Raw genomic sequence first — 26,111 nt, forward strand, 5'->3', positions numbered from 1 at the left:
TCATCCTCACCCTCGCATGGGCCCTCTCCCTCAACTTCCCGTCAGGCATGCTGCAGGACGCAATGGACCTGCCCTGGCCATTCCGCTAAGCAAAAACCTGACCCGCCCGGAACAAACGGGCGGGTCATATCAAGGCTTTCGATGCTGACGCATCACACCTTGGAAATGCTCAAACGCCGCACGGGCTTAACCAGTCTTCGGCTTCAGGAGATCAAGATGGCGCAGACAGCCATTCCCTTCCATTTTTTCCGTGGCGGCACCTCGCGCGGCCCCTATTTCCGGCGGGAAGACCTGCCGCAGGACCGCGAGACGCTGGCCCGGGTTCTCGTGGCGGCGCTCGGCTCCGGGCACAAGCTGAACATTGACGGCATCGGCGGCGGTGCCGCGGTGACGACCAAGGTCGCCATGCTCTCCCGCTCCGAAACGAGCGGCTGCGATATCGACTACTTCTTCGCTCAGGTCAGCGTCGAGGACGGTCTGGTTGATTTCAAGCCCACCTGCGGCAACATCCTTTCGGGCGTCGGCCCAGCCGCCATCGAGATGGGCCTGATTGCCCCTCAGGGTGATGAAACCCGCATCCGCATCCTCTCGGTCAACACCGGCGCGAAGGTGGAGGCCGTTGTCCGCACCCCCGGCGGGCAGGTCGAATATGCGGGCGACGCCGCGATCGACGGCGTTCCGGGCACGGCTGCGCCGATCTATCTCAACTTCATGGATGTGGTGGGCTCCGCCACCGGCGCGCTGCTGCCCACCGGCAATCTGCGCGACGTGATTGACGGCATCGAAGTGACCTGCATGGACGTGGCCATGCCGATCGTCATCGCCCGCGCTTCCGATTTCGGCCTGAGCGGCGCGGAGACGGTTGAGGAACTGGACGCCAACCGCGCCTTCTATGACCGGATGGAGCCGATCCGCCGCAAGGCGGGCGAGCTGATGGGCATGGGCAATGTCGAAAAGTCCGTGACGCCGAAGTTCGCCCTGCTGTCTGCGCCGCGCAACGGCGGCACGATCACAGCCCGCTACTTCATGCCCTGGAACTGCCACCCCACCATGGCCGTCACCGGCGCGCAGTGCCTTGCTTCCTGCGTACTCACCCCCGGCACCGTGGCCGAAGGACTGTTCACCGCTCCGCAGGGAATGCCTGCGCTCGTGCTCATCGAGCATCCCGGCGGCGTGATCGACGTGACCGTCGACTATGAAAACGGCCCCGGCGGCTTTGCGCTGAAATCGGCCGGGCTGCTGCGCACGGCGCGCCTGCTCGCCAAGGGAGAGGTGATGGTTCCGGCAGAGGTGTGGGGCGGCAAATGAAGGTCCACATTCTGGACGACTGGTCCGATACCCTGCGCCACCTGCCCTGCTTTGACCGGCTCAAGGGGCATGAGGTGACGGTCTGGACAGATCACGTGGAAGGGGCCGCGCTGGCCGAACGCCTCAAGGAGGCGGAGGCTGTCTGCCTCTTCCGCGAGCGGACCCGTGTGACCGCTGATCTGCTGGAGGCTCTTCCCGGCCTGAAGCTGATTTCCGGCCGGGGCGCCTGGCCGCATGTGGATGTTGCCGCCTGCACGGCCCGCGGTGTGGCCTTTGCCTCCATGAAACCGGCTGAGGTTCCCAACCACGCCGCCGCCGAGCTGACTTGGGCCCTCATTCTGACAGCGCTGCGGGGCCTGCCGGAGCAGATGACAAGTGCCAAGGCCGGCCAGTGGCAGGCCGGGGTCGGCCGCACGCTGCAGGGCAAGACCATCGGCATCTATGGCCATGGCCGGATAGGCCGGCTGATCGCCGGCTATGCCGCGGCTTTCGGTGCCAGAGTGATCTGGTGGGGATCGGAGGCCGGACGGGCGAGAGCGGCCGCAGAAGGCGGAGAAGTCGCGGCCAGCCGCGAGGCCTTTTTCGCCGGATCGGACATCGTGACGCTGCATCTGCGCCTGACGCCGGACACCAAGGGCATCGTCACGGCCGCAGACCTTGCCCTGATGCAGCCCCGCTCCATTCTGGTGAACACGGCACGGGCCGGGCTGATTGCCCCCGGCGCCCTGCGCGCGGCACTGGACGCGGGCCGCCCCGGACTTGCGGCGCTGGATGTGTTCGACGAAGAGCCGCTGACCGATGCCGGCGACCCCGTTCTGTCGCATCCGCGCGTGATCGCAACGCCGCACATCGGCTTCGTCACGGAGGAGGAGTTCGACCTGCAGTTCGCCGACGTGTTCGATCAGGTCAATGCCTTTGCCGCCGGCAAGCCGGTGCACCTGGTCAATCCGGAGGTGCTTTGACCCCAAAGAGGCGCGCCGCAACCGGCGCGCCCAGGATCACGATGACGATGCGGGTCAGATGGTGCAGGATGACGAAACCAAGATCCGCACCGGCCACGATCGCCAGCACCGTCATCTCCGCCTGTCCGCCCGGCGCAAAGGCGAGGAAGCCTTCCACCGGCTGAGCCAGGCCTGTGAGCGTGACAATTTCGGTGAAGATGGCCGCAAGCCCGGCCAGCAGCACGACGAAGGCAAGGCCGGACAGGATGAAGCTGCGCAGCTCGCGCAGCGTCACCCCCATGTACTGAACACCGATCCCGATGCCGATGAACAGCTGCGCGCCGAGGATCGCTTCAGCGGGCGGGCGGCTGTGAATGAGACCGCTCAACGACAGGACTGCGGTCACGATCATCGGCCCCAGGATCGACGCGCCGAATAGCCCGATCCGCTCCCCGCCTTTCCACCCGATGATGGCTGCCGCTGCCATCAGCAGAAGCTCGATCACCGGCAGATCCCGCATCGGAGCGCCGACGGCGCCCGAGAGACTGGCCCCATAAAGGGTGGTCAGAATGATGGGTGCCAGGGTGACAATGACCAGAACGCGGGTGGCATGAATGAGGGCCAGGGCCCGGACGTTCGCCCCGGCCTCTTGACCGAAAATCACCATGTCCTGCAGGCCGCCGGGCATCGCCGCGTACCAGGCCGTCACCGGGTCATAGCCGAGGCGCCGGAAGAAGGGCACGCCGACAGCCCCGATCACCGCCACATATACCGGAACCAGGGCAACGCTGCCGGCCATCTGGGGAATGCGCCCGACCACCTCCGGTGTGATGGAGGCCCCCACGGCAACGCCCAGGACCGTCCGTGCCAGAACAGAAACCGTGCCCATGCCCTTCAGCGGTGCACCGGACAGGGCCGCCAGCAGGCATGCGGCCATCGGGCCAAAGAGAAAAGGCAGCGGCAGACCGAGCACATAGAACACCGCCACACCCAGCCCCGCAATGGCGAGCGTCATCATTCTTTTTGTCATGCTTTTTGTCAGGTCCGCCGGCACATCTGCCTCCTTGCGCTTTCTTGTATCCAGATGTATACAGCCGGATACCAAAAGACACAAGCGAGTTCACCCGATGGCTGAAGACAGCGAAATCCCGCAGGGCCAGGCGGCCTACCGCCGCTTGCTGGAAGACATCCGCGATGGCGGCCTGGCCCCCGGCATGCGCCTTCGCGAGACCGAGCTGGCCGAGCGGCTGGGCATCAGCCGCACGCCCGTCCGCGAGGCCATCCGGCAGCTGGAAGCCGACGGCCTCGTCGTTCACCTGCCCCGGCAGGGCGCCTCGATCCGCACGCTGGACCATGCGGAAGTGGTCGAGCTCTATGAAATGCGGGCGGTGCTGGAAGGCACGGCGGCACGGCTGGCCGCACGCGCGGCCTCCAGCATCGAGCTGGCGGAACTCGCCGCCCTCAACAACGAGCTGGCGGCCGCGCCGGCTGGTCCGCAGGCCCGCGAGCTGAACCGGCAGTTTCACCGCACCCTGTTCGATGCGGCACGCAACCGGTTTCTGCTGAAGTCGATCAGTGCCCTGCAGAAGACCCTGCTCATTCTCGGCCCCAGCACCCTGTCAGACCCGGAGCGCGCTGCGCTGGCCGTGGCCGAACATGCGGCGGTGCTGGCCGCCTTTGAGGCCCGCGATGGCGCGGGTGCTGAAGCGGCGATGCGTGCGCATGTGGAAGCTGCCTTGTCGGCCCGGATCCGCAGCATGCGCGGCCGCGAAATTCCGCTGGAGGATGACGTATGAAAGACTGGCCCGGCACATTTGACGTTGCTGTTGTCGGCGGCGGCAACGCAGCGCTTTGCGCTGCCATCACCGCTGCGGAAGCGGGCTGCAGCGTCCTGATCCTGGAAGGCGCTCCGAAGCCTTACCGGGGTGGAAACTCGCGCCATACCCGCAATTTCCGCTGCATGCACAAGGGGCCCGCCTTTCCCCTGACCGGCACCTACGAGGAAGAGGAATATTTCCACGACCTCATGCTGGTGACCAAGGGCAAGACGGATGAAGGCCTGGCGCGCCTTGCCATCCGCACCTCGGAGGAGTGCCTGCCCTGGATGCAGGAGCATGGCGTGCGGTTCCAGCCCTCGCTCTCCGGCACCTTGTCCCTGTCGCGCACCAACGCCTTTTTCCTGGGCGGCGGCAAGGCACTGGTGAACGCCTATTACAACACCGCCAGCGACCTGGGCGTGAAGATCGCCTATGAGGCGCAGGTCAAGCACGTGCATCTGGACGGCAGCCGCATCAGCCACCTGGAGGTGGAGATCGCCGGACAGCCGGTCACCGTGCAGGCCCGCACCTTCGTTCTGGCCTCGGGCGGCTTTCAGGCCGACATCGACTGGCTGGCCCGCGCCTGGGGGCCTTCGGCCCGCAACTTCCTGATCCGCGGCACACCCTATAATCGCGGCACCGTGCTGCGGGACATGCTGGATCAGGGTGCGGAGTCCGTTGGCGACCCGACCCAGTGCCATGCGGTCGCCATTGACGGCCGCGCCCCGAAATATGACGGCGGCATCGTCACCCGCCTCGACTGTGTGCCCTTCTCCATCGTGCTCAACAAGGATGGCGAGCGGTTCTACGATGAAGGCGAGGATGTCTGGCCGAAACGCTATGCCATCTGGGGCCGTCTGGTGGCCGCCCAGCCCGATCAGGTCGGCTATGCGCTCATTGATGCGAAATCGATCGACCTGTTCATGCCCTCCGTCTTCCCGCCGGTGAAGGCGGACACGATCGAAGAACTGGCCGCAAAGATGGGGCTGGAGCCGGAAGCCGTGCGCCGCACCGTCGACACGTTCAACGCCGCATGCCGCCCCGGCCACTTCCACCCGACCGAGCTCGACGGTTTGCGCACGGAAGGGCTGAATGTGCCCAAGACCAACTGGGCGCGGCCGCTGGATACGGCCCCCTTCTATGGCTATGAGCTGCGCCCCGGCGTGACCTTCACCTATCTCGGCCTGAAGGTTGACAGCCGTGCCCAGGTGCACAGCGCAGCCGGCCCCATCAGCAATCTCTGGGCTGCCGGCGAGATCATGGCCGGCTCCATTCTCGGCCAGGGGTATCTGGCCGGATTTGGCATGACAATTGGCACTGTTTTCGGACGTATTGCGGGCAAGGAGGCCGCCGCCCATGCCGCTTGACACCACATCTTCCTTCGATGAGGCACGCCGTCAGATCGAGATCTGCAACGCCTGCCGCTACTGTGAGGGGTTCTGCTCGGTTTTTCCGGCCATGACCCGGCAGAAGGCCTTTGCCGATGGCGACCTGACGCAACTGGCCAATCTCTGCCACAACTGCCGGGGCTGCTATTATGCCTGCCAGTACACCGCGCCGCATGAGTTCAACCTGAACATTCCGGCGGCTCTGGCCGAAGTCAGGGCGGAAAGCTGGGAGCGGCTGGCCCGCCCGCAGGCCATCGCACGGCTGTTCCAGACCCATGGCGTTGCCATGGCCGGGCTTCTGGCTGCCGCGCTGGCCTTCTTCTTCTGGGCTCTTGCCGCCTTCAAGCCGCAGGATGGCGCGGGTTTCTATGCTCATCTCGCGCATAACACGATGGTGGCAATCTTCGTGCCTGCGTTTCTGGCGCCACTCGGGCTCATTGCCCTGTCGGTGCGTGATTACTGGCGCGAGACCGGCGGCGGCCGTTTCCAGCTGATCCACGTGCTGCGGGCCTTTGACAATGCCGCCCGGATGAAGAACCTTTCAGGCGGCCACGGCGAGGGCTGCAACTTCGAGGACGGCGACCGTTTCAGCGACCGGCGCCGGGTGTTCCACCAGCTGATGATGTATGGCTTCCTGCTCTGCTTCGCGGCAACCGCCAGCGGAACCGTCATGCACTATGCCTTCGGCTGGGAAGCGCCCTACCCGCTGTTCTCCCTGCCCAAGCTGCTCGGCGTTCCGGGCGGGGTGATGATGGTGGCAGGCGCCGCCGGGCTGGCCTGGCTGAAGCTGCGGGCCGATGCCACGCTTGGCGCGGTCCGGGTCTGGGGCGGTGAAATGGCCTTCATCCTGCTGCTGGGAGCCGTGGCTCTCACCGGGCTTGCGCTGTACGCCGCCACCGGCACAGGCCTGACCGGACCGCTGCTCGCCATTCATCTGGCCTGCGTGATGGTGCTGTTCCTGCTGATGCCCTTCTCCAAGATGGTGCACGGCTTCTTCCGCCTCGCCGCCCTTGTGGCGGAAGCCGCCAAACCGGCCCCGGCCGGCGGAGAGTGAGAAGGAACGGGCATTTCCAGAGGTGGCCTCAAAACGCGCGTTTGGGAGCCACCTCTTGCCTCACCCATGCGCGAGTTGCACCAGCCGGTTGGCGAGCACCAGCTTTTCGGCAAGGGTGACGGCAAGCAGGCGGTGGAAGAGGAGGGCGAGTTCGCTGTCGGTGCGCTCCAGCTTCTCAAGATCCGCGCGGCAAAGACGGTAAACGGTGGCGGGGCTTTCCACCACCACATCGGCGGTGCGCTTGCCGTTGAGGCAGTGGCCGACCTCCCCCACCACCGCGCCGGCCGTCATGGTGCGCAGGCGCAGGCTGCGGCCATCGGGAAGCGTCATTTCCACACGCACGCGGCCTTCGCCGACGAGGAAAACGTCATCGGCCGGGTCGCCTGCCCGGATCAGTGCCGTGCCCGGCTCCAGCTCCAGCCGCTCCATGGCGCCTGCAAGATCGGCAAGGCGCGGATGCGGTCCCAGGATCGATTCAAGGTGATGGGATATCTCCGCCCCGACCGAAAGCAGCTTTTCCTGCACCAGCAGCGCGTCCTCGCACAGTTCCAGCGCATGGTCGAGATCGGCCGCACAGGTGACGCAATGCGCGCCGTCTCCCGCTCCGGTTCCCGTGTTCAGCCCGGAACGGGCCAGCGCTGCGGCAACATTCTGCGGCATGGCACTGAAGATCAGGCGCACGCTTGCCCGTTCCGTCATGCCGTGGATCTTGGCAAAACCGGCGGCCGCGGCGGAGTCCATGCCGCTCATGCCGCTGAGATCGATGATGAGAAACCGCAGCGGCGTGCCGGAGGCCTGACCGGCCCGCTTGCGCACGCGGGCGACAACCTGCTCCATCGTGCCGAAGAAGAGATAGCCCTGCAGGCGCAGCACATGGATCTGCTCCCCTTCCCGGTCGAGCGCGCGCACGGCTTCTGCCGAACGGTCCACACCGCTGCGCAGCTGGCGGCCATCGGCAGCCATGCGCACCACCGGCAGGCGGGCGTAATTATAGACGAACATGACCACCGAGAAGGCCAGCCCCAGCATCAGGCCATAGAGGAAGCCCAGCACGGCGATGGAAGCCAGAATGGCCAGAACGATCAGCCATTCGCCCTGCGGCAGCTTGCGGCGGGCGGCGATGGCCCAGTGGTAAATCAGTTCCGCGCCCAGAAACATCATCAGCCCGGCGGCAAGGAACCCGGGCATGGCGGCAGCGAGCGTTCCGGCAAAGGCAAGGCTGATGAGCAGGATCACCCCGGCAGCAATGCCCGTCAGCCGGGTTGCTGCCTGCATTCTGGCGGCGAGCAAGGTGAGGCTGAGGCCGGTATAGCCCGGCGCGCCGCCGAAACACCCGGCCAGAAGATTGGCAACACCGCTCTCACGCAGTTCCGCATTGGCATCCACCTCCCGGCCGAAAGCCACTTCCAGCCCGCTGGTGTTGAGCAGCAGGCCGATGATGTTGAGGATGGCGATGCCGATCATCACCGGGATGGCCTGCACGACGGCCGTCCAATCCGCCTGCCCCACGATCCAGAGTGGTGAGGGCAGGCTGACCATGGCATCGGCCGGAATATCCGGCAGCCATGTCCAGGCGCGCGCCTGATCCGCCGAGATGCCGGCTGCGGCCAGCACCGCATAGAATGCGGCAATGGCGCCGGCCAGAGCCAGCGGCATGGTCAGCGGATGCGGCAGGCGGACAAGGCTGACCGCAAGCACCAGTGCCATCAGCACGGCAGGCAGCAGGGCGCCGAGGAACACGGGGTCCTTCAGGCTGGCGGAGAGATCCCCGGCGAAACCGGCCGCAATCGCGGCAAGGCTGTGCTCCCCCGTCACCATGACGAGCGCCCCCTCGATCAGCAGCCAGCCGGTGCCCGACAGAAACCCGGCAATCACCGGATAGGGCAGAAACCGCACCAGCGTACCGAGCCGCAGCCGGCCGAACAGCAGGAACATCACCCCGGTCACCAGGGTGCTGGTACCCAGAATGGCCAGGATGGTCGCAATCTGCCGGTCCGTCTCCTGCCCTTCCATGCCAGCGAGGATGCCCGCCATGGAGGCGGCCAGAATGGCGATGCCGGTTTCCTGCACCAAGGCCACATTGCCCACATAGGGACTGCGCAGCGCGATATAGACCGACAGGATGACGCCGCTGAGCAGCAGCACCGCCACTCCCATGCCAAGCCCGGCGGCCAGCGGCCCGGCAAACAGCAGTGCCGCAAAGGCGACGCCCGTGCCCAGATTGTCGAGACCCGCCGTAAGGCCGGCGGTGATGGACCGCAGATGCTCTTTCATGACCACGCCTGCCCGCCCCGGTCCCTGGCACCTTCAATGAAAAAGGTCATCCTGAACCGGGAAAGGAACTGGAGCTGAAACTGGCTGAATGTCATGTCAAACCGATGCAGCAAAACTGTGAGGCCGGGGTCCTGCCGCTTCCGGAGCAATACACTCCCGCCGCCGCACGCTTCTCAAGGACAGGGCCGCGCAGAGGAGAACCGGTCCCGGCTGAGCGACGCCCTGCGCGGCCCCGACGATACAGCATGAAGCTTCCGGCCGAGGCAAACGCATTTTTTCTATGAAATCTGCCGTTTGCAGCCTTTGCCCTGCAAAGTGGCCAATCCTGCGCACATACATCAACACCTGTTGAAGCTTGGCGTCATGCGGAACCGTGCCGCCGCCGCCAGCATCACCGGCATGCGGACAGGCAGGCCCGTGCCGGAACATCTCGCCCTGCACAGAAATGCAAGCTCCCTGAGAGGCAGGAACGTTGGGAAATCCTTGAATTCTTCAAGTGAATTTACTGAAACTTAGAAGTCACCATATACATCAAGATTGCTAAATTTTGGGAGAAACGGGCTGTGTTCAAACTAGTCATGCTCGTTAAAAACCTCGATCATTGCCCCCTCATCATGCACAAGCTCGGCCAGTTTTATCCAGCTGAGCTGTTTGAGCACGGGGATGCACACCGTGCCGGCCTTTTCGCTGCCGATCTGGTCCTGATTGATCTCGCCGAAGCGGACGAAGCCGACATGGAGACGGTTCGCCAGGCGCTGTCCGAGACGCGCAATGTCACAAGCGTCGCGCTGGTGCGGCCCAACAACCGCCGGGATGAAGTGCAGGCGAATGCGCTTGGCACCACGCTCATATGGTCCCGTATCCGCCCGGTGAGGGCCGTGCTGCAGGAGGTGGAACGCCTGCTCGGCTCCTACAGCATGCCCGCCATTCCGGCAGATGTGCCGCCGGCAACGCGCAAGTCTGTGCAGGCCGTGAGCCGGGCGCTCGGTGATTGCATCACCTCCGCCATTTCGGATGAACCCTTTCCGGTTGCACAGATCGGCCGGGCCGTCGATCTGACCCTGTCGTCCTTCCGTGTGGAGGGGCTGGACGCCTGGACGGCCGCCGTGCAGATGCACCACAGCCACACCTATTGCCATTCCATGCTGGTGACAGGCTATGCGCTGGCCTTTGCCGATGTGATGGGCATGACGGCGGATGAAAGGGCCCGGCTTGGCGCTGCCGCGCTGCTGCATGACGTGGGCAAGGTGTTTATCCCGCTCTCCATTCTCGACAAGCCCGGCAAGCTTACGGATGACGAATTTGCCACCATCAAGATGCACCCGGTCAAGTCGCGTGAACTGCTCACCGGTCAGCCGGGCATTTCTGACGAAGTGGTCGACATCGCCGCCCACCATCATGAATATCTCGACGGCAGCGGCTATCCGGACGGGCTCAAAGGCGACGAAATCAGCCCCAGCGTGCGGATGCTGACCATCTGCGACATCTATGCGGCCCTCACCGAGAAACGCGCCTACAAGCCCGCCCTCAGCCCGCGTCAGGCCTATGGCATTCTGGTCGACATGGGCCGCAAGATCGACCAGAAACTGCTGAAAATGTTCAGGCAGGTTGCCTTTGAAGCTGACAGGGTGGCCAGCGTCAAACGCAAGGTCAGCGGCCTGTGATACCAGTCCCCGAGGGAGTTGGCCCTACGGCCTATTCGAGGGCGTAGAGAGAAACGGTGACAGCCTGGGCATGGCGGGCGCCGGTGCCCACGAACAGGGTGCGGTTGACCCATCCATAGCGCGGGTCCCCCGTTTCCAGCCTTGCCTGCGTGCGCATGTAGTAGGACCCCGGCGGCACGCTTTCCCCCCGTGCGACGGCAGCCAGCACCTCCGCCGGACCATGGCGGAAGCCGTAGTTGATGATCTCGATCACCGCACCATCGTCCGTCTCCATCGCATAGCGCGTATCCAGTTCGGCAAGGCCATCGGTGAAGATCGTCTGCCAGTCGGCTCCCAGGTTCAGGATACGGCCGTTGAGGCGCGGGCCCGTCACCTTTCCGCCAATGATGGGTATGATCCGCCGCTGGCCCGCACGCCCCGCGCCCATCTCCATGATGGGGGCGAGTTCGACCTCAAGATTGCAGACATGAACGAGTTGCGGAACCGGCAGGACAACGGGCGCGCTGGCGGGCTGGGGCATGGACTTTCCTCCGGTGAAGTGTATATTGTTAACCTCATAAACAACATAAGCAGGCGGTGCTTTTTCTTGCAAGACGCAAGGGATGCAGCAGCCCGGGAACCGGAGGAAACCCGCCCCATGGCAGGCGACGGGGAGAACAGCAACGGCGGGGCAGAAACAGCTGCCGTCACCGCCGAGCCGATGGACAAGCTTGACCAGCTGATCGGCTACAATCTGAAGCGCGTTTATATTCTCGTTCAGAATGACTTCCGTCAGGTGCTGACGGATGACGACATTTCCCCGCGGATGTTCTCCGTGTTGTCCATGAGCGTGGAATCCGCGGGCATCACCCAAAGCGAAGTCGCCCGGCAACTGGGCATCGAGCGGTCGGGCCTCGTGTCCATCATCGATGACATGGAAAGGCGCGGCCTCTTGAACCGGATGCCGGTGGAGGGCGACCGGCGGGCCCAGGCGCTCCACCCGACAGAAGAAGGCCGGGCGGTCTACGAGCGGGCGCTGACCGCCGTCTTCGGCCATGAGGAGCGGATTTTCTCCGTCCTTTCCCCGGAAGAGCGGGCCAAGCTGCTGGAGCTGCTGATGCGCGTGCGCCGCTCCGTCGAGGGCGGCTGACGGCTTCTTGTCAGCTCCATGGTAGATAAAGACGAACGGCGCGGATCAACTCCGCGCCGTTCGTCTTTACAAGTCCGGCAGGTGCCAGCCCGTCAATAAATGAGCCAGACCAGCGCCAGCGTGATGGGCGGGAACAGCACGAGAATGACGGTGCGCACGAGATCGGTCACCACGAAGGGCATGGCACCGCGGAAGGTATCGCCAATCGGGATATCCTTGGCGAGCCCGTTGATGATGAAGAGATTCATCCCCACCGGTGGTGTGATCAGGCCCACCTCGACGACGATCAGCACCAGAATGCCGAACCACAGGCCGAAATCATCGGGCGACATGCCGAAATCAAGGCCAACCATCACCGGGTAGATGATCGGAACCGTCAGCAGGACCATGGACAGGGAGTCCATGATGCAGCCGAAGACCAGATACATCAGCAGAACGATGCTGAGCACGAACCAGGGCGAGAAGCCCTGACTGCCGACCCACTGCGCCGAAATCTGCGGCAGCTGAGTGAGCGCCAGAAAGCCGTTGTAGACCGCCGCCCCCAGAACGATCAGGAAGATCATCGCCGTGGAGGACGCAGTGGACAGAATGGCCTTGCGCAGCTTCTGCCAGCTCATGCCGCCGGATGCGACGGCCGCGATGCCGGTGCCAGCCGCACCAACGGCGGCCGCTTCTGTCGGGGTGAAGAAGCCCAGATAGATGCCGCCGACAACCACGAAGAAGATGGTCAGCACCGGCCAGACGCTCACCAGCGCCGCAAGGCGTCCGGACCACGGCACGCGGTCCTGCACGGCGGCGGAATTGGGCGACACACGCACCCAGATGGCAATGGCAATGATATAGCCGACAGCAGCCAGAATGCCCGGGATCATCGCCGCGACAAACAGCTTGGCGATGTTCTGCTCGGTCAGGATGGCATAGATGACGAGGATCACCGACGGCGGGATGAGGATGCCCAGGGTGCCGCCGGCCGCCAGCGCACCGGTGGACAGGGAGCCCGGATAGCCATAGCGGCGCAGCTCCGGCAGCGCGACCTGAGCCATGGTTGCGGCGGTGGCCAGCGAAGATCCGCAGATGGACCCGAAGCCGGCGGACGCACCGATTGCGGACATGGCAACGCCGCCGCGCCGGTGCCCCAGGAAGGAGGCGGCGGCACTGAAGAGCGATGACGACATGCCCGACAGGGTCGCGAACTGGCCCATCAGCAGGAACAGCGGCACGATGGACAGCGAATAGTTCGAGAAGGTGCCAAACGTCAGGTTCTTCAGCTGGTTCAGCATCATCATGTTGCTGCCCGTCACCATCCAGGCGCCGCCCAGCCCGACCGCCAGCATGGCAAGGGCGATGGGAAAGCGCAGAAAGATCAGGACCAGCAAAACCGGAAAGGACCAGAGCCCCAGCTCAACATTAGACATTTGCCGCTTCTCCCCCTGTCCTGCCCGTCAGCGCCCGGACAGAGCGCAGAACACAGAACACGGCGACATAGATGAAGGCTGCACATCCGGCGACACCGGCCGCATAGGCCTGCCAGACAGGAAACTGCAGAATGAAGGTGGTCTCGGCATAACGCATCTTGTCATGCATGCCGAGCCAGAGGCGCCAGGTGATTACCAGCGCTGCCCCAAGCATCGCCAGATCGATGAGCACATCAAGCACCCGGTTCATGACGGCCGGATAGACGGGCTGCAGCAGATCGACGCTGGCATGGCCCCTCATGAGGTGGCACCAGGGCAGAAAGGCGAAAATGGCAAAGCCGACGCCCATCTCGATCCACTCATAGTCGCCCCTGACCGGCTGCAGGCCGAAAGGGATCAGGATACGGCCGATGATCGAGACACAGGCAAGCACTGTCAGGACGATGAGCACGCCACCGCCCAGATAGGCCATCGCGCGCGCAACCCAGTCAGCGGTTCTGAAGTAGAGAGAATACACGGTGCATCATCCTGCTGGCGGGGGAAGGGCCGGACGGAAACCGTCCGGCCCAACAGATCACTTGGCTGTATTTTCCTCGATCAGCTTCTTGGCCTGATCGATGAGGGCCTGACCGTCGATGCCCTTGGTCTGCATGTCGGCAACCCAGCGGCCGATCACCGGCTGGGACGCTTCCTTCCAGCGGGCAACTTCCGTCTCATCAAGCGTGATGATGTTGTTGCCGGCCTTGACGGCGATCTCACGCGCCGGGGCGTCATACTCATGCATGACCTGGGCCGCGAAAGCCGAAAGCTTGGCGCCGGACTCGGCATCCACGATTGCCTTCAGGTCATCCGGCAGCGCGTCGTACTTGTCCTTGTTCATGGCCAGAACGATGGTCGCGGTGTAGAGCGATTCCTTGCCGCCAAACTCCGTATGGTTCTTGACCAGTTCGGCAAGGCGGATCGAAGCGGTCACTTCCCACGGGATCACCGTGCCGTTGATGACACCCTTGGAAAGCGCTTCCGGAATACCCGGCAGCGGCAGGCCGACCGGCGTTGCGCCAAGTTCGGACAGAAGGTCGTTGATGACGCGGGTCGGGCCGCGCATCGTCTTGCCCTTCATGTCCTCCAGCTTGGCCACCGGCGCGATGGAGTGAATGACGCCCGGGCCATGCACCCATGCACCCAGGATCTTGACGTCCTGGTATTCGTTATTCTGGAAATCGCTGTCGACCATGTTCCAGAAGGCAACGGAGGTGGCGACCGGATCGGTCATCATGAACGGCAGTTCGAACACTTCGGTCCGCGGGAAGCGGCCCGGCGTGTAGCCGACGACGGTCATGATCATGTCCACGACGCCATCGCGCGCCTGGTCCATCAGCTCCGGCGGACGGCCGCCGAGCGACATGGCATCGAAATGCTCGATCTTGATGCGCCCGCCCGAGGCCTTGGCCAGTTCCTCGCTCCATGGCTTCAGGATCTTGGCAGGAACCGGCGCGGCCGGCGGCAGAAACTGGTGCAGGCGCAGGGTCACTTCCTGCGCCGCAGAGGGCAGAGCCGAAAGGGCCATGAGCCCGGCGGCCATCAATGCAACAAGTCCACGCTTCTTCATGTCTTTCCTCCCGTTTCACCACAGCCGGACCCCGGCTGCGGTGCATTCCTCCTCCAGAACCCTCAGCGGAAGCTGGGGGCCCTCTTTTCAAGAAAGGCCTTGAGGCCTTCCTGCGCATCCGGCGTCGTGACCGACATGGCCGCCGCCAGGCTTTCCACGAACAGGCCGTCGCTTCTCGACATATCATCGATGCGGCCGAGAGCCTGAATCATCAGATAGTTTGAGAACGGCGCATTGGCGGCGACGCGGGCGGCGATTTCCATCGCCCTGTCCAGCGCCTCACCCTCGCCCACCACATAATGGGCAAGGCCGAGGGAAAGCCCCTCCTCCGCACCATAACTGCGGCCGGTGAGCATCATCTCCCGCATGCGGTCGGCGCCGATGAGCCGGCCGATGCGCACCGTTGCGCCTCCGCCAACGAAGATGCCGCGGCGGCCCTCCGGCAGCTGGAACCGCACCGAAGGCTCGGCGATGCGCACATGGGTCGAGGCGGCAATCTCCAGTCCGCCGCCAATCACAGCGCCCGTCATCGCCGAGATGACCGGCAGACGGCCATATTCGATGAGATCGGAAACCCGGTGCCAGTTGCGGGAATGATAGACCGTGTCCTCGCCGGAGCGCGCCTTGTGCTCGGCCAGATCAAGCCCGGAGCAGAAATGGCCGCCCGAGCCGGTCAGCACCACGGCCCGGACATGGGCTGGCGGGGCTGAAAAGAACCGGTCCAGCGCATCCACCAGAGCATCGCTCATGGCATTGCGCTTTTCGGGCCGGTTGAATGTCAGAACAGCAATGCCTTCGCGCTCCTCAACGCGCATGACATCCGTTCCATTCACTGCTTCACGCATCGGGTCCTCCCTCCCGATCCATGTGGATCGAGATTGTTATAGCAGTGAACAGTTTATTCTCATAGCGGTTTTTAAGGGTAAATGCGCATGGCCGGACGGGCTCAAAGACTGGAAAGAAGCCAGTCCCGCACCCGGGCGGCAGGGCTGCGTGGTGCCGGGCGGCGGGCGGACCAGAGCCGCAGCCCGCGCCGGAGAGTAACCCTTCCAGCAAAAGGCGCAACCAGCGTGCCTGCTGCCAGTTGCCGCGCCACCAGCGCCTCATGCCCGATCAGAACCCCCGCGCCGTTGATGGCCTCCTCCAGCGCCAGAGCATAAAGGGAAAAGACCGGACCAGCCCGCAAGGGCACATGCGGCGCGTGGACGGAAGCCCAAAGGGTCCAGTCATCCGCCCAGCTGGCATCCTGCAGGCAGGGCACTCCGGCAAGGCTGTCCACTCCCTCCAGTCTCGCGGCAAGAGCAGGCGCACAGACAGGGAAAATCACGTCCCGCGCCAGCCAGCCGCCAGCCTCCTCGCCATAGAAGAGGCACAGATCATAGGGGGCGCGCTTGAGATTGGGCGGGTCCTCCATGGCGGTGATGGAGATGGAGATTTCGGGTGCCGCCGCGCGCAAGGCCGGAAGGCGCGGGGAGAGCCAGAGCTGGGCCAGCGATGGCAAGGTGGCGATATGCACCTGCCGGGGCGCCGCTTCCGCCTGAAGAATGCGGGACGCATCCGCAAGCGCATCAAAGGCCGACGTGAAGGCGGGCCTGACCCGCTCTCCCAGCCGTGTGAGCTTTACCCCGCGCGGCGAGCGTTCGAACAGGCCTGCCCCCAGTGCCTTTTCCAGCGCCTTCACATGGGCGGTCACCGCACCCGGCGTGACGCCAAGCTCCTGTGCGGCGGCCACAAAGGACCCAAGCCGCGCCGCCGCCTCGAAGGCACGCAGGGCATTGAGCGGCAGATCCCGTGGTTTTGGCGGCGCAACAGCCATACTGAGCCTCAGTTTTTCTAAGCCTAGATTTTTCTCGATCTGAGTTGCCGTCAAGCCGCAAGACGCCCTAGCCTCGGGTTACCGAAGTCCCTTCACAGGATATCAGCATGACCAGCCTTGTCCGCCGCCCCTGGGTTCCCGCGCCTTGCGAAACCCGTGTCCTGGAAATCGCAGCCGCCACGGCCAGGGAAACTTCCGCCGGAACGGCAGAACGGATCGAGGCTTTGATCCGCCGCAACCTCGCCATCCACGACGAGGAATGCTTCAATCTCAACCCGGCCACCAACGTGATGAACCCGCGCGCGGAAGCCGCTCAGGCCCGCGGCCTCGGCGGACGGCCCTCCCTTGGTTACCCCGGTGACAAATACGAGATGGGGCTTGAGGCCATTGAGGAGATCGAGGTGATTGCAGCCGAACTCTCCGCTGAAATCTTCAAGGCCACCCATGCGGAGATCCGCGTTGCCTCCGGCGCCATGGCGAACCTTTATGGCTTCATGGCGCTGACGAAGCCGGGCGACGTGATCATTGCTCCACCCGGCTCCATCGGCGGCCACGTCACCCACCATGCGGCAGGCTGCGCCGGGCTTTATGGCCTTGTCACCCATGCTGCGCCCGTGCTGGCCGATGGCTACACGGTGGATCTGGAAGGCCTGCGCAAGCTCGCTCTGGAGGTATGCCCGAAGCTGATCACCATCGGCGGCAGCCTCAATCTTTTCCCCCATCCGGTGCGGGAAATCCGGGCGATTGCCGACGAGGTGGAAGCGCATGTGCTTTTTGATGCCGCGCATCAATGCGGCATGATTGCCGGCGGCGTCTGGGCCAATCCGCTGGACGAGGGCGCACATCTGATGACCATGAGCACCTACAAGAGCCTCGGCGGCCCGGCCGGCGGCCTGATCGTGACCCGCGACGCGCAGATTACCGAGCGGCTGGACCACATCGCCTTCCCCGGCATGACCGCCAATTTCGATGCCGGAAAATCCGCTGCGCTAGCGCTGACCATGCTGGACTGGCGCGACTTCGGCCCCGCCTACACCCGCGCCATGGCAGAGCTTTCACTTGCCTTGGCGACTGCCTTGAAGGCGGAAGGACTGCCCGTGTTCGAAACCCCGCGCGGCATGACGCAGAGCCACCAGTTCGCGCTGGAGGCAGCCAGCTTCGGCGGCGGACAAGCGGCGTCCAAAACCCTGCGCAAGGCAGGCTTCCTTGCCAGCGGCATCGGGCTTCCGGTTGCACCGGTCGAGGGGGACATGAACGGCCTGCGCTTCGGCACGCCGGAACTGGTGCGCCGGGGCGTGACGCCCGCCACCGCCCCGGACCTCGCAAGATTGATCGCTGCAGCCCTGACCGGCGGCAAACCGGAAACGCTGGCCAGGGAAACCGCTGCCCTGCGGCGGCAGTTCACCGGCGTGCATTACGTGCACGCCTGAAGCGTCCGCCAGTCCGTCAAACTCTCCCGGCAGCGGCGGCGCAGAACTGGCGCAGCATCTGCCGGGACACCGGCGTCTCCGACACGGCCGCAAGCAGTCCCTCGACATCGGCTCCCTTCGCCTCGAAAGACAAACGGCGGCGCTCGATGCAGCTGCGCATGAGATCCGGAAAGAACTCCGGATGGAACTGCACGGACAGCGCATTGCGGCCATAGCGCAGGATCTGATGCGGATCATGGGCGGAACGTGCGAGCACTTTTGCACCGGCCGGCAGCTCCAGCACGCTCTGCTCATGGGTGAGGAAAACATCGAACTGCTGCGGCACGCCATCAAGGGCCGTATCGGCAAGTCCTGCGGCCGAGAGCGTCACCGGCAGCTGCCCGACCTCCGGCCCGCCGGGATGATAATCCACCCGGCCACCCAGCGCATGGGCCATGAGCTGATGCCCGTAGCAGACGCCAAAGAGCGGCAGGTCTTCGGCCATGGCGCTGCGGATCCAGTCCGCCGTGCGCTCGCTCCAGTCCTCGCGGTCGCTCACCATGGACCAGGAGCCGGTGATGGCGGCGCCCCGCACCTCAGCAGGTTCCGGCAGCGCTTCACCCAGATGCGGCTGCACCACGGACACATCCAGCCCCAGCCCTTCCAGCGCAGAGCGGAACCAGTCGCCCTGCTCGCCCCATTGCGTGCGCAGGTCCGCGGGCGGAGTGCCGGTCTGAATGATCAGGATTGAAGACATGCGGGAACGCCCCCTGTTGTGGCAGCTGAAATTAAAGGGGTTTTCCGGAGTTCACCAGCAGCTGGGGACAACTTGCCAGAAGGCACAAAACTGTTCAGGCCCGCACAAGCTGCGGGCTGCAGATTGCCGTCAGCAACCCGCAGCCCTCAAGCCAGGAAAGGGAAAAGAAGAAAAGTTCAGACGCGTTCCATCGGAGCCGTGGCGCTGCGGCGGGCATCCTGCGCGGGACGGGCAGCAGCGTCCTGAGGCTGAGCCTTGAGCATGTAGCCGATGTAGCGCTTGGATTCGACCGGATCATACCCGAGGCGCGCCTTGAGCTTCTTGCGAAGCTTGGAGACGTGGCTTTCGACAACGCATTCATCGACTTCCTCGTTCATGAGGCCGTAGACGGCGTTGTAGATCTGGGTTTTGGTGACGCGGCGGCCATGGTTGCGCGCAAGATACTCCAGAATGCGGCGCTCACGGCGTGGCAGTTCGAACACATCACCCCCGACGAGGGCGTCCCGGCCATCGAAGAAGACCTTGATGCGGCCGACTTCGAGATTGTCGGCTTCGGTCATGGTGCGGCGGCGGATGGCGCCGACACGGGCGAGGATCTCGCGCACATGGATCGGCTTGCGCAACACATCATCAACGCCGCAGGCAAACAGCTCCAGCGTCTGATCGAGGCTTGGCCGCTCATCCAGTGCCAGGATCGGAGCCTGATCACAGTATGACCGGATCAGCCGCGGAAAATCGGGCCGTTCCTCACATTCGCCCAAAAGAAAAGCCTCAATTGAGGCGAGGTCATCTTCTGAAGCGGTCTTCACCCATTCCGGAAGCTCGGACGGGGTTAGTGCCATACAGGCGAAACCTTCACGCTCGAAACCGGCGGCATAACCTGCCGTTACGATCTCCCGCGAGTCGACAATCACGAACATAGTGTTTTCCCCAACACAGCCTTGCAACCAACTGGTAGTGGGTAGAAGCGCCTACGTCAAATGTATCGTGCAGTTACAGCCGGAAAAGGTTGTGACTTTGGCGTATAATCCGTAACATCGGGGTTGAATATTTTATATAAATGCCAACTTACGGCACCAAAGCGGAAAAATCGATAAACTTCAAATCAATCAGATATTGTGATTCGCACCTTCACGCGCCCTCACATCAGGGAACGTGTGTGAAATTATAATGACACAACCTGAGCAACGCAAGAGGCATGCTCACCCTATTCTTCCGTTGCGTCATTTTCTGCTATGAAGAGAGTGCTCTTGCCAGATCGCCGAATGGATCGGGCGATGGCAGGCCCCGTGCGTCCTGCCTCAGGAACTCATAGATCCGCGGAACCAGTTGCACGGCCTTGTCGAGCGCGGGATCACTGCCGGCCTGATATCCCCCCATCAACCGCAGGTCGCGGGTGTCTTCGTAGCGCGAGATCATGGCTTTCAGCCGCATGATCAGCTCACGCTCTTCCGGTGTCCAGGCATGCTGGGACAGGCGGGAGACGGACGACAGGATATTGACCGCCGGATAGCGGCCGGCGTCAGCGATGGCACGGTCGAGAACGATATGCCCGTCCAGCACACCGCGCATCGTGTCGGCCACCGGATCATTGTGATCGTCGCCATCCACCAGCACCGAGAAGACGCCGGTGATCGCCCCCTCCCCTTCGGCCCCGGGGCCAGCGCGCTCCAGCAGGCGGGTCAGGTCAGAGAAAACGCTTGGCGTATAGCCGCGGGCGACCGGCGGTTCGCCGGCGGCCATCGCCACATCGCGGGCCGCATGGGCAAAGCGCGTCGCGGAATCGATGATCAGCAGCACGGACTGGCCGAGGCCCCGGAAATATTCGGCCACACTCATCGCCGTGCGCGGGGCAAGACGCCGCATCATGGCGCTCTCGTCACCGGTTGCAACGACCACCACGGACCGCTCCAGCGCATCGCCCAGCACATCCTCGACGAACTCGCGCACCTCGCGTCCACGCTCGCCCACGAGGCCGACGACGACAGTGTCGAAATCGCCCGACCCCGCCAGCATGGCCAGCAATGTGGACTTGCCAACGCCAGACCCGGCGAAGACGCCGATACGCTGGCCAACGCAAAGCGGCGTAAACAGGTCAATGACCTTAACGCCCGTGCGCACCGGCTTGCGGGCACGGGCGCGCTCCAGCATCTGCGGCGGCTCGTTGTCGAGGGACATGGCCGCGGCGCTGGTGCGCAAGGGCCCCTTGCCATCCGCCGCCTGCCCCAGCGCATTGACCACACGGCCCTTCCAGGCCTGATGCGGATGCACCGTCAGTGCGCCCTTGCGCCAGGCACGGGCGCCAATGCCGATATCAGCCAGATTGCCGTAGGGCTTCACATAGACATCATCTTCATCGAGACGGATGATCTCGCCGCGCCGCTCGCCGCCCTTGCCTTCGAGTGACACAAGATCACCGATGCAGACGGAGCGCGACAGCCCGGTGACGCGAATGACGCCAGGTGTCACCTGAATGACCCGGCCGCCGATGCGGACCGGATCAACTTCCTTGGAAGCTGCAGAAACGGCAAGCGCCAGCCGGTCAAGCGCGGGCATCGCGGATCAGATCCTTATGACGGTTGCGCAAGGTTTCCAGCACATCGAGCGGCAAACGGTTCGCCGGGTGCTGGATAACCGCATCCAGCGCGGCCGGTTGATCCGGACGCTGCGCCTCCGGCGTCCCGGAGCCGGACGACGGTTTGGCCAGAGGCACTGCAACGCTTGCCGGATCCGTGAGCCAGCGCGTGAGGTTCACCGGTGCTGCCGCAGCCTCGTCGCGCGAGCGGGCCACGCGCATGCCCAGCGGATCATCCGTGCCGGTGCCTTGTGAAGACGCAGGAATGGAGTCCTTAGCCAGCTCATGAACCTGAGGTTTGGCTGAAGGAATGGCCGGCTCATCCGGAGCCCGCGCAACAGCCGCTTCCGTGTTCTCCGTTGTGCCCGGCGTTTGCAGGGCGCCTTCCACGGCAGAACCGGCCATGGCATAACCAAGCATGCCGGCCATGCCAAGCGGACCGCCGAGGGCCAGCCCATAAAGCGCGTGACCCGCGTGGCGGGCCCCGTCGGAGATCTGGTCCCCCGTCACATTCCGGTAGATCTCACCGATAACCGGCAGATGCTGGAAAGGATTGATGATATCAACGATATCGCGAAACCCCAGGCCGTTGCCGTCTTCACCGGTTGAGACATCCGCAGCCTGACGGGGTGAATTGACGCTGCCGGCGCTCACTTGCGGCTTGACCGGCGGCACAGCTCCCAGCGGCGTCACGAGGTCGCTCCCAGATCGCGCACGGCCTGCGACTGGGTGTCATTGCTGGTGTCGATCATCTTCGTCGCACTGTCGAAGGCGCGGGTCAGCATGATCAGCTTGGTCATTTCACGGATCGGATTGATGTTGGAGCTTTCCGTGTAGCCTTGCACGATGCTTGCCGTATCAAAGGCCTGCACCGGCTCTGCGGGCTGATCCGGGATGACGCCCGAGTTTTCGAAGCGGCGGAGCTTTGCATCTTCGGGAATGCGGAACAGGCCGACAGCACCGGCGATATCCTCGCCCTGCGTCACCGTTCCATCCGGCCCGATCCGCGGCATGCCCTGATTGAGATCGAGCTGGATCGGCAGGCCGCCAGCATCCAGCAGGTCATGGCCATTCAGCGTGCGCAGAACGCCGTCCACATCGATCTTCATGCGCCCGTCACGGGTGTAGGCAACCGTGTCTCCGGCGCGGATGGCAAACCAGCCGTCGCCATCGACGGCCAGATCCAGCGGATTGTCGGTCTTGCTCACCCCGCCCGCCTGCCGGGAGATATAGGTTTCACCAGCCGTGGCAAAGCTCACCGGATCAGCGCCTGCCTTGGACAGGACTTCGGCGAACTTCACCTCATCCGCCCGGTAGCCGGCCGTATTCATATTGGCAAGGTTCCGGGCGACCGTCTCCAGCCGGTTGGAAAGAGCGACCTGAGCCGACAGGGCGACATAAAGTGCGGACTGCATGGATCAACGTCCTCCTAGCCTGAGAGACTGGATCTGGGAGAGAAGGTTCTCACCAATGGCAGCCGACGATCCGGGCCCGGCCATGATGAGGGTCGCAATGGAAGAGGTTGCAGGGGTGCCGTTCTGGAAGTCCCACATGGTGGCAAAGCGGCGCAGGAAAGTGTCGAGCTTTGCGGGATCCTTGAAGTCATCGAAGTTCAGGCGCTGCTTCAGAAAATCCGCCTGCTTGTCGATGTTGGCCATGGCAAAGTTTTCCGGCAGGCCAAGCGATGTATAGACCACCTTGGCAAGCGCCCGGTCCGAAAGAATGTCGAAGGGCCCTTTGATGCTGCTGGCCTTGCGGTTGAAATAGAGCGCCAGACGCACGGCCTCATTCTGGTTCCCGGAATTCACTTCAAGGGTCTGACGGACGTAGGCATCCACGACCGGCTGCTTCACCTCAGGACGCGCGGTTGTGAGCTCCTCGTAAACCTTGAAGTCAAACGCCGTCACAAACTGGGCATAGCGCTTGTCGGAAAGCTTGTTGGCAAACGAATCTCTGTCGTCCACACCTTCCTTAAGCGCCTTCTTCATGAAGGCCTTGGCATAATCCATATCCTCAAGGCCAAACGCCTTCATCGCGTATTTGAAAATACGCGTGTCCTTCAGAAAATCATCAATCGTTTTGATGTTCCCGATGTTCTTCAGATAATATTCTGTCTCACGCTTGACCTGAGGGTCTTTGGCGGTGGTCTCGAGCGTACGGTTCAGATCCCTCGACACCAACTGATACTGGAACAATGTGCTTATCATCGGCGCAGCCCCTCCGGAGAACTTGTGTCCTTTCGCATCCTTCAGATGCGCCCGGACAGCTCGGCAACAGGAATCGGCACGCATGGCGCACCTCTTGCGGCCAGTCTTGCCGCCAAGGCTTGCGCCGGGCTGACTGACCGCGCCGCAACCTCGCCTTGCAGCGGCATCATGGTTAATCCCGGCCCGCCAAAACCCAGCAAAATTCAACAGCCTCGGGCAAGCCTCGTCTCCTAGCGTGAGGGCATCGACATCCCACACGCACCAAGCAGGAGCTGGCTCGTGACAATCATGCTGGGTCTCATCATCGCAATGGCATCTCTTCTTGGCGGGTTCTACGCCATGGGGGGGAAGGTGCTGGTTCTGTGGCAACCGTTCGAGGTGCTGATCATCGTCGGGGTGGCGATTGGCACGTTCTTCGTCGCCAATCCGATGAAGACCATCAAGGACACCATGCGCTCCGTGCAGGAAGCGGTACTGAATTCGGTGCCGAAGAAGCGCGACTACCTCGACATTCTCGCTCTTCTCTATGCGCTGATGCGCGAGCTGCGCTCCAAGGGCCGCAACGAGGTTGAGCCGCATATCGAGAACCCGCAGGATTCCGAGATTTTCCGCGCATTTCCGACCGTTTACCGCAACAGGAACCTCACCACCTTCGTGTGTGACTACTTCCGCCTGATCATTGTCGGCAATGCCCGCGCCCATGAGATCGAGGCGCTGATGGACGAAGAGCTGCAGACGGTTCACCGCGACCAGATGAAGCCCTATTACGCCCTGTCCGCCGTGGCCGAAGCCTTTCCGGCAATCGGTATCGTCGCGGCGGTGCTCGGCGTGATCAAGGCCATGGGCGCGATCGACCAGTCACCCCAGATCCTGGGCGCCCTGATCGGTGCCGCACTTGTCGGCACGTTTCTCGGCATTTTCCTCTCCTATGCACTGGTGGCGCCTGTCGCCCACAAGGTGAAGGGCGTGCGTGAGGCACGGCTGCGTCCTTATGTGATCGTCAAGCAGTCTCTGCTGGCCTTCATGAATGGCGCGCCTCCGCAGATCGCGCTTGAGCATGGCCGCAAGACCATCTCGGCCTCGGACCGCCCCTCCATCGATGAAGTCGAAAACGAAACCATGAACTCCGGCGGCGTGGGCGAAAGCGCCGCGGAAATGAAGGGAGCGGCGTAAGTCATGCTTGATCACGCTGCCAACTCGTTCCATTCGGAACGCGCCCAGATCACCGACCGGCTGCTGGATGCCGCAGGCATCTCCGTCGACCGGCTGCCGATGCTGCCGGTGCTCTTCGACCGCATGGCCCGCGTCTTTGCCGATGCGATGCGCCAGAAGTCGGCCTCGCCGTCCTACATTTCCGTTTCCGATATCGGCAACGAGCGTATCGGCGATGTTCTGGATGTTTATGAATCCAACGCCCTGGTCGCCGTGCTCTATTCCCCGGAATGGGACACGCGCCTGCTGATCGGGTTCGACCGGGACTTCATCTTCACGATGATCGACGTGCTGTTCGGCGCCGATGGCACCGAGCCGCCGATCGATGAGGAGCGCACCTTCTCCTCCATCGAGACGCGCATTGCCCGCACGGTCTTTGAAGTGGCCGCCAATGCGCTGCAGGAATCGTTCAGCCCCATCGCCGAGACAACGCTGAAAATCGAGCGTGTCGAAAGCCGCATGGACTTTGCCATCATTGGCCGCCGCAACAATCCGGCCGTCGTCGCACGCCTGTTGCTCCAGGCCATCGGCCGCGGCGGCGAGATCTTCGTCGTCATGCCGCACTCCACTCTCAACCCGCTGCGCCAGCGCCTGTCGCAGGTGCTGTCGGGCGAAATGGCGGGACGCGACAAGCAGTGGACCCAACATTTCCAGGCCGAAATCCAGCGCACGGAAGTGAAGTTGCAGGCGGTGCTGGAAGAGCGTGAGCTGACGCTGGGCGAAATCGCCAATCTCAAGATTGGCCAGATCATCGAGCTGCAGGCCACCCCCCGCAGCCCGGTGAAGCTGGAATGCAACCAGCAGCCCATCTTCAACTGCCGTCTCGGCCAGCTGGATGGCTCCTACACACTTCAGGTCGAAGACCTGATCCATCTGGAAAAGGACATCGTTGATGATCTCCTATCTCGTTGATGCAGTTCTGCTGATCGCTCTGGCGATCACGAGCTTCAAGATGGTCACCATGTACCGGGAACTGCGCCGGCTGGGATCCTACCATGAAGATTACCAGCGGATCTTTGACCAGACGGCGCTTGCCCTTGATGGCATCGAGGTGTCGGTGAAGGAGCTCAATGTCCGCGGGGCGCAGGTGCTCAACGCACTTGGCGCGAGGATGGATGACGCGAGGGAGCTGATTGCCGAGATCGACGCCCTTACCCGGGAGGCCAAGCGCCAACAGGCGGTGCTCAAATCCGAGCTGAAGCAGCTGTCGACCGAAGTCGCGATGCGCGCCAAGGCCGGCCATATGGAGCCTCCTGCCAGCGACATGGTGTCCACGGTTGTCGAGACGGTTCTGCGCAACACCGCATCGCCGGCGAGCGAACCTCACGGCCCCGCCGCGCCAACGGAAATGAAGGTTCACCGTCTGGATGACCTGGCCACCGGCCCGTTCCGATCCGTATCCATCCACCGCAAGGATGATCTGACATGAGCAGCAATGATATGAACGAGACCCCTTCCGCCAAGGCCGCAGGTGCGGCTGAATTCGCCAAGGTTGAAACCGGCGGATCCAAGAGCGCAAAGTTGACCAGCTCCGAC

General features: G+C 63.5%; 25 protein-coding genes. 11 read left to right on the forward strand and 14 right to left on the reverse strand.

Annotated features, from left to right (window positions below; translation table 11 throughout):
* Positions 1-216: 216 nt before the first annotated feature.
* Both IF10I1_RS12040 and IF10I1_RS12045 read left to right on the forward strand, forming a co-directional pair.
* Positions 217-1,308: a 4-oxalomesaconate tautomerase gene (locus tag IF10I1_RS12040; protein ID WP_186392958.1), complete on the forward strand. Its 1,092-nt coding sequence runs from the start codon at positions 217-219 to the stop codon at positions 1,306-1,308.
* Complete coding sequence (locus IF10I1_RS12045) at positions 1,305-2,270, forward strand: D-2-hydroxyacid dehydrogenase family protein (protein WP_186392959.1); 966 nt, start codon at positions 1,305-1,307, stop codon at positions 2,268-2,270. Before IF10I1_RS12040 ends, IF10I1_RS12045 begins: the two co-directional genes overlap by 4 nt.
* Here IF10I1_RS12045 and IF10I1_RS12050 read toward each other — a convergent pair.
* The gene (locus IF10I1_RS12050; protein ID WP_208977655.1) at positions 2,251-3,279 is read right to left on the reverse strand and encodes an AbrB family transcriptional regulator; all 1,029 of its coding nucleotides are present in this window, start codon (positions 3,277-3,279) and stop codon (positions 2,251-2,253) included. The genes IF10I1_RS12045 and IF10I1_RS12050 overlap by 20 nt on opposite strands.
* 97 nt (positions 3,280-3,376) lie before the next feature.
* Between IF10I1_RS12050 and IF10I1_RS12055 the strand changes: the two genes are divergently transcribed.
* Genes IF10I1_RS12055 through tcuB form a run of 3 tightly spaced genes read left to right on the forward strand, consistent with a single transcriptional unit; the run spans position 3,377 to position 6,508 of the window.
* Positions 3,377-4,045 (forward strand): GntR family transcriptional regulator, encoded by a 669-nt coding sequence (locus tag IF10I1_RS12055; protein WP_186392960.1) that lies wholly within the window; start codon positions 3,377-3,379, stop codon positions 4,043-4,045.
* The gene (gene tcuA / locus IF10I1_RS12060) at positions 4,042-5,433 is read left to right on the forward strand and encodes an FAD-dependent tricarballylate dehydrogenase TcuA (RefSeq protein ID WP_186392961.1); all 1,392 of its coding nucleotides are present in this window, start codon (positions 4,042-4,044) and stop codon (positions 5,431-5,433) included. Before IF10I1_RS12055 ends, tcuA begins: the two co-directional genes overlap by 4 nt.
* The gene (tcuB, locus tag IF10I1_RS12065; RefSeq protein ID WP_186424517.1) at positions 5,423-6,508 is read left to right on the forward strand and encodes a tricarballylate utilization 4Fe-4S protein TcuB; all 1,086 of its coding nucleotides are present in this window, start codon (positions 5,423-5,425) and stop codon (positions 6,506-6,508) included. Before tcuA ends, tcuB begins: the two co-directional genes overlap by 11 nt.
* Positions 6,509-6,568: 60 nt before the next feature.
* Here the strand turns inward: tcuB and IF10I1_RS12070 are convergent, their stop codons facing one another.
* Positions 6,569-8,782, reverse strand: coding sequence for a SulP family inorganic anion transporter (locus tag IF10I1_RS12070; protein WP_186392963.1), 2,214 nt, complete (start codon positions 8,780-8,782; stop codon positions 6,569-6,571).
* A gap of 563 nt (positions 8,783-9,345) precedes the next feature.
* On the opposite strand from IF10I1_RS12070, the gene IF10I1_RS12075 reads away from it, so the two are divergent.
* Positions 9,346-10,446: an HD-GYP domain-containing protein gene (locus IF10I1_RS12075; RefSeq protein ID WP_162936295.1), complete on the forward strand. Its 1,101-nt coding sequence runs from the start codon at positions 9,346-9,348 to the stop codon at positions 10,444-10,446.
* A gap of 31 nt (positions 10,447-10,477) precedes the next feature.
* Here IF10I1_RS12075 and IF10I1_RS12080 read toward each other — a convergent pair whose 3' ends face one another.
* Positions 10,478-10,966, reverse strand: a complete 489-nt coding sequence (locus IF10I1_RS12080; protein WP_162936294.1) for a DUF3237 domain-containing protein — start codon at positions 10,964-10,966, stop codon at positions 10,478-10,480.
* A 117-nt stretch (positions 10,967-11,083) separates the two neighbouring features.
* Between IF10I1_RS12080 and IF10I1_RS12085 the strand changes: the two genes are divergently transcribed.
* On the forward strand, positions 11,084-11,575 hold the full coding sequence (locus tag IF10I1_RS12085; RefSeq protein WP_058898109.1) for a MarR family winged helix-turn-helix transcriptional regulator: 492 nt from the start codon (positions 11,084-11,086) through the stop codon (positions 11,573-11,575).
* Between the two features lie 92 nt (positions 11,576-11,667).
* Here IF10I1_RS12085 and IF10I1_RS12090 read toward each other — a convergent pair whose 3' ends face one another.
* From IF10I1_RS12090 to IF10I1_RS12110, 5 genes are all read right to left on the reverse strand, one after another.
* The gene (locus IF10I1_RS12090; protein ID WP_050474428.1) at positions 11,668-12,990 is read right to left on the reverse strand and encodes a TRAP transporter large permease; all 1,323 of its coding nucleotides are present in this window, start codon (positions 12,988-12,990) and stop codon (positions 11,668-11,670) included.
* Positions 12,983-13,507: a TRAP transporter small permease gene (locus IF10I1_RS12095; protein WP_082206086.1), complete on the reverse strand. Its 525-nt coding sequence runs from the start codon at positions 13,505-13,507 to the stop codon at positions 12,983-12,985. Before IF10I1_RS12095 ends, IF10I1_RS12090 begins: the two co-directional genes overlap by 8 nt.
* Before the next feature lie 57 nt (positions 13,508-13,564).
* Positions 13,565-14,599 carry a TRAP transporter substrate-binding protein gene (locus IF10I1_RS12100; RefSeq protein WP_208977580.1) on the reverse strand — a complete coding sequence of 345 codons (1,035 nt, stop codon included), beginning with the start codon at positions 14,597-14,599 and terminating at the stop codon, positions 13,565-13,567.
* A 62-nt stretch (positions 14,600-14,661) separates the two neighbouring features.
* Positions 14,662-15,444, reverse strand: coding sequence for a crotonase/enoyl-CoA hydratase family protein (locus IF10I1_RS12105; RefSeq protein ID WP_186392964.1), 783 nt, complete (start codon positions 15,442-15,444; stop codon positions 14,662-14,664).
* Positions 15,445-15,545: 101 nt separating this feature from the next.
* Positions 15,546-16,415, reverse strand: a complete 870-nt coding sequence (locus IF10I1_RS12110; protein ID WP_186392965.1) for a LysR family transcriptional regulator — start codon at positions 16,413-16,415, stop codon at positions 15,546-15,548.
* Positions 16,416-16,522: 107 nt separating this feature from the next.
* On the opposite strand from IF10I1_RS12110, the gene glyA reads away from it, so the two are divergent.
* A complete protein-coding gene (gene glyA, locus IF10I1_RS12115) occupies positions 16,523-17,845 on the forward strand; it encodes a serine hydroxymethyltransferase (protein WP_186392966.1) in 1,323 nt (440 codons plus the stop codon).
* A 16-nt stretch (positions 17,846-17,861) separates the two neighbouring features.
* Here glyA and IF10I1_RS12120 read toward each other — a convergent pair whose 3' ends face one another.
* From IF10I1_RS12120 to IF10I1_RS12145, 6 genes are all read right to left on the reverse strand, one after another.
* The gene (locus tag IF10I1_RS12120; protein ID WP_186392967.1) at positions 17,862-18,581 is read right to left on the reverse strand and encodes a glutamine amidotransferase; all 720 of its coding nucleotides are present in this window, start codon (positions 18,579-18,581) and stop codon (positions 17,862-17,864) included.
* Between the two features lie 176 nt (positions 18,582-18,757).
* The gene (locus tag IF10I1_RS12125) at positions 18,758-19,501 is read right to left on the reverse strand and encodes a response regulator transcription factor (RefSeq protein WP_186392968.1); all 744 of its coding nucleotides are present in this window, start codon (positions 19,499-19,501) and stop codon (positions 18,758-18,760) included.
* 313 nt (positions 19,502-19,814) lie between these two features.
* Entirely contained in the window at positions 19,815-21,137 is a 1,323-nt protein-coding gene (fliI, locus tag IF10I1_RS12130) for a flagellar protein export ATPase FliI (protein WP_058898114.1), read from the reverse strand.
* Entirely contained in the window at positions 21,124-21,849 is a 726-nt protein-coding gene (locus IF10I1_RS12135) for a hypothetical protein (RefSeq protein ID WP_186392969.1), read from the reverse strand. Before IF10I1_RS12135 ends, fliI begins: the two co-directional genes overlap by 14 nt.
* Positions 21,846-22,571: a flagellar basal-body rod protein FlgF gene (gene flgF / locus IF10I1_RS12140; RefSeq protein WP_050474418.1), complete on the reverse strand. Its 726-nt coding sequence runs from the start codon at positions 22,569-22,571 to the stop codon at positions 21,846-21,848. The genes IF10I1_RS12135 and flgF overlap by 4 nt, the downstream gene beginning before the upstream one ends.
* 3 nt (positions 22,572-22,574) lie before the next feature.
* Positions 22,575-23,447, reverse strand: a complete 873-nt coding sequence (locus IF10I1_RS12145; protein ID WP_244284702.1) for a DUF1217 domain-containing protein — start codon at positions 23,445-23,447, stop codon at positions 22,575-22,577.
* 195 nt (positions 23,448-23,642) lie between these two features.
* On the opposite strand from IF10I1_RS12145, the gene motA reads away from it, so the two are divergent.
* The 3 genes from motA to IF10I1_RS12160 are packed head-to-tail and all read left to right on the forward strand — an operon-like array spanning position 23,643 to position 26,004.
* On the forward strand, positions 23,643-24,536 hold the full coding sequence (motA, locus tag IF10I1_RS12150) for a flagellar motor stator protein MotA (RefSeq protein WP_094463447.1): 894 nt from the start codon (positions 23,643-23,645) through the stop codon (positions 24,534-24,536).
* A gap of 3 nt (positions 24,537-24,539) precedes the next feature.
* Positions 24,540-25,487 (forward strand): flagellar motor switch protein FliM, encoded by a 948-nt coding sequence (locus tag IF10I1_RS12155; protein WP_050474415.1) that lies wholly within the window; start codon positions 24,540-24,542, stop codon positions 25,485-25,487.
* Positions 25,468-26,004, forward strand: coding sequence for a hypothetical protein (locus IF10I1_RS12160; RefSeq protein ID WP_050474414.1), 537 nt, complete (start codon positions 25,468-25,470; stop codon positions 26,002-26,004). Before IF10I1_RS12155 ends, IF10I1_RS12160 begins: the two co-directional genes overlap by 20 nt.
* Positions 26,005-26,111: the final 107 nt, after the last annotated feature.

This window comes from Pannonibacter sp. I15F10I1 (assembly GCF_900185665.1).
Taxonomy (GTDB): domain Bacteria; phylum Pseudomonadota; class Alphaproteobacteria; order Rhizobiales; family Stappiaceae; genus Pannonibacter; species Pannonibacter indicus.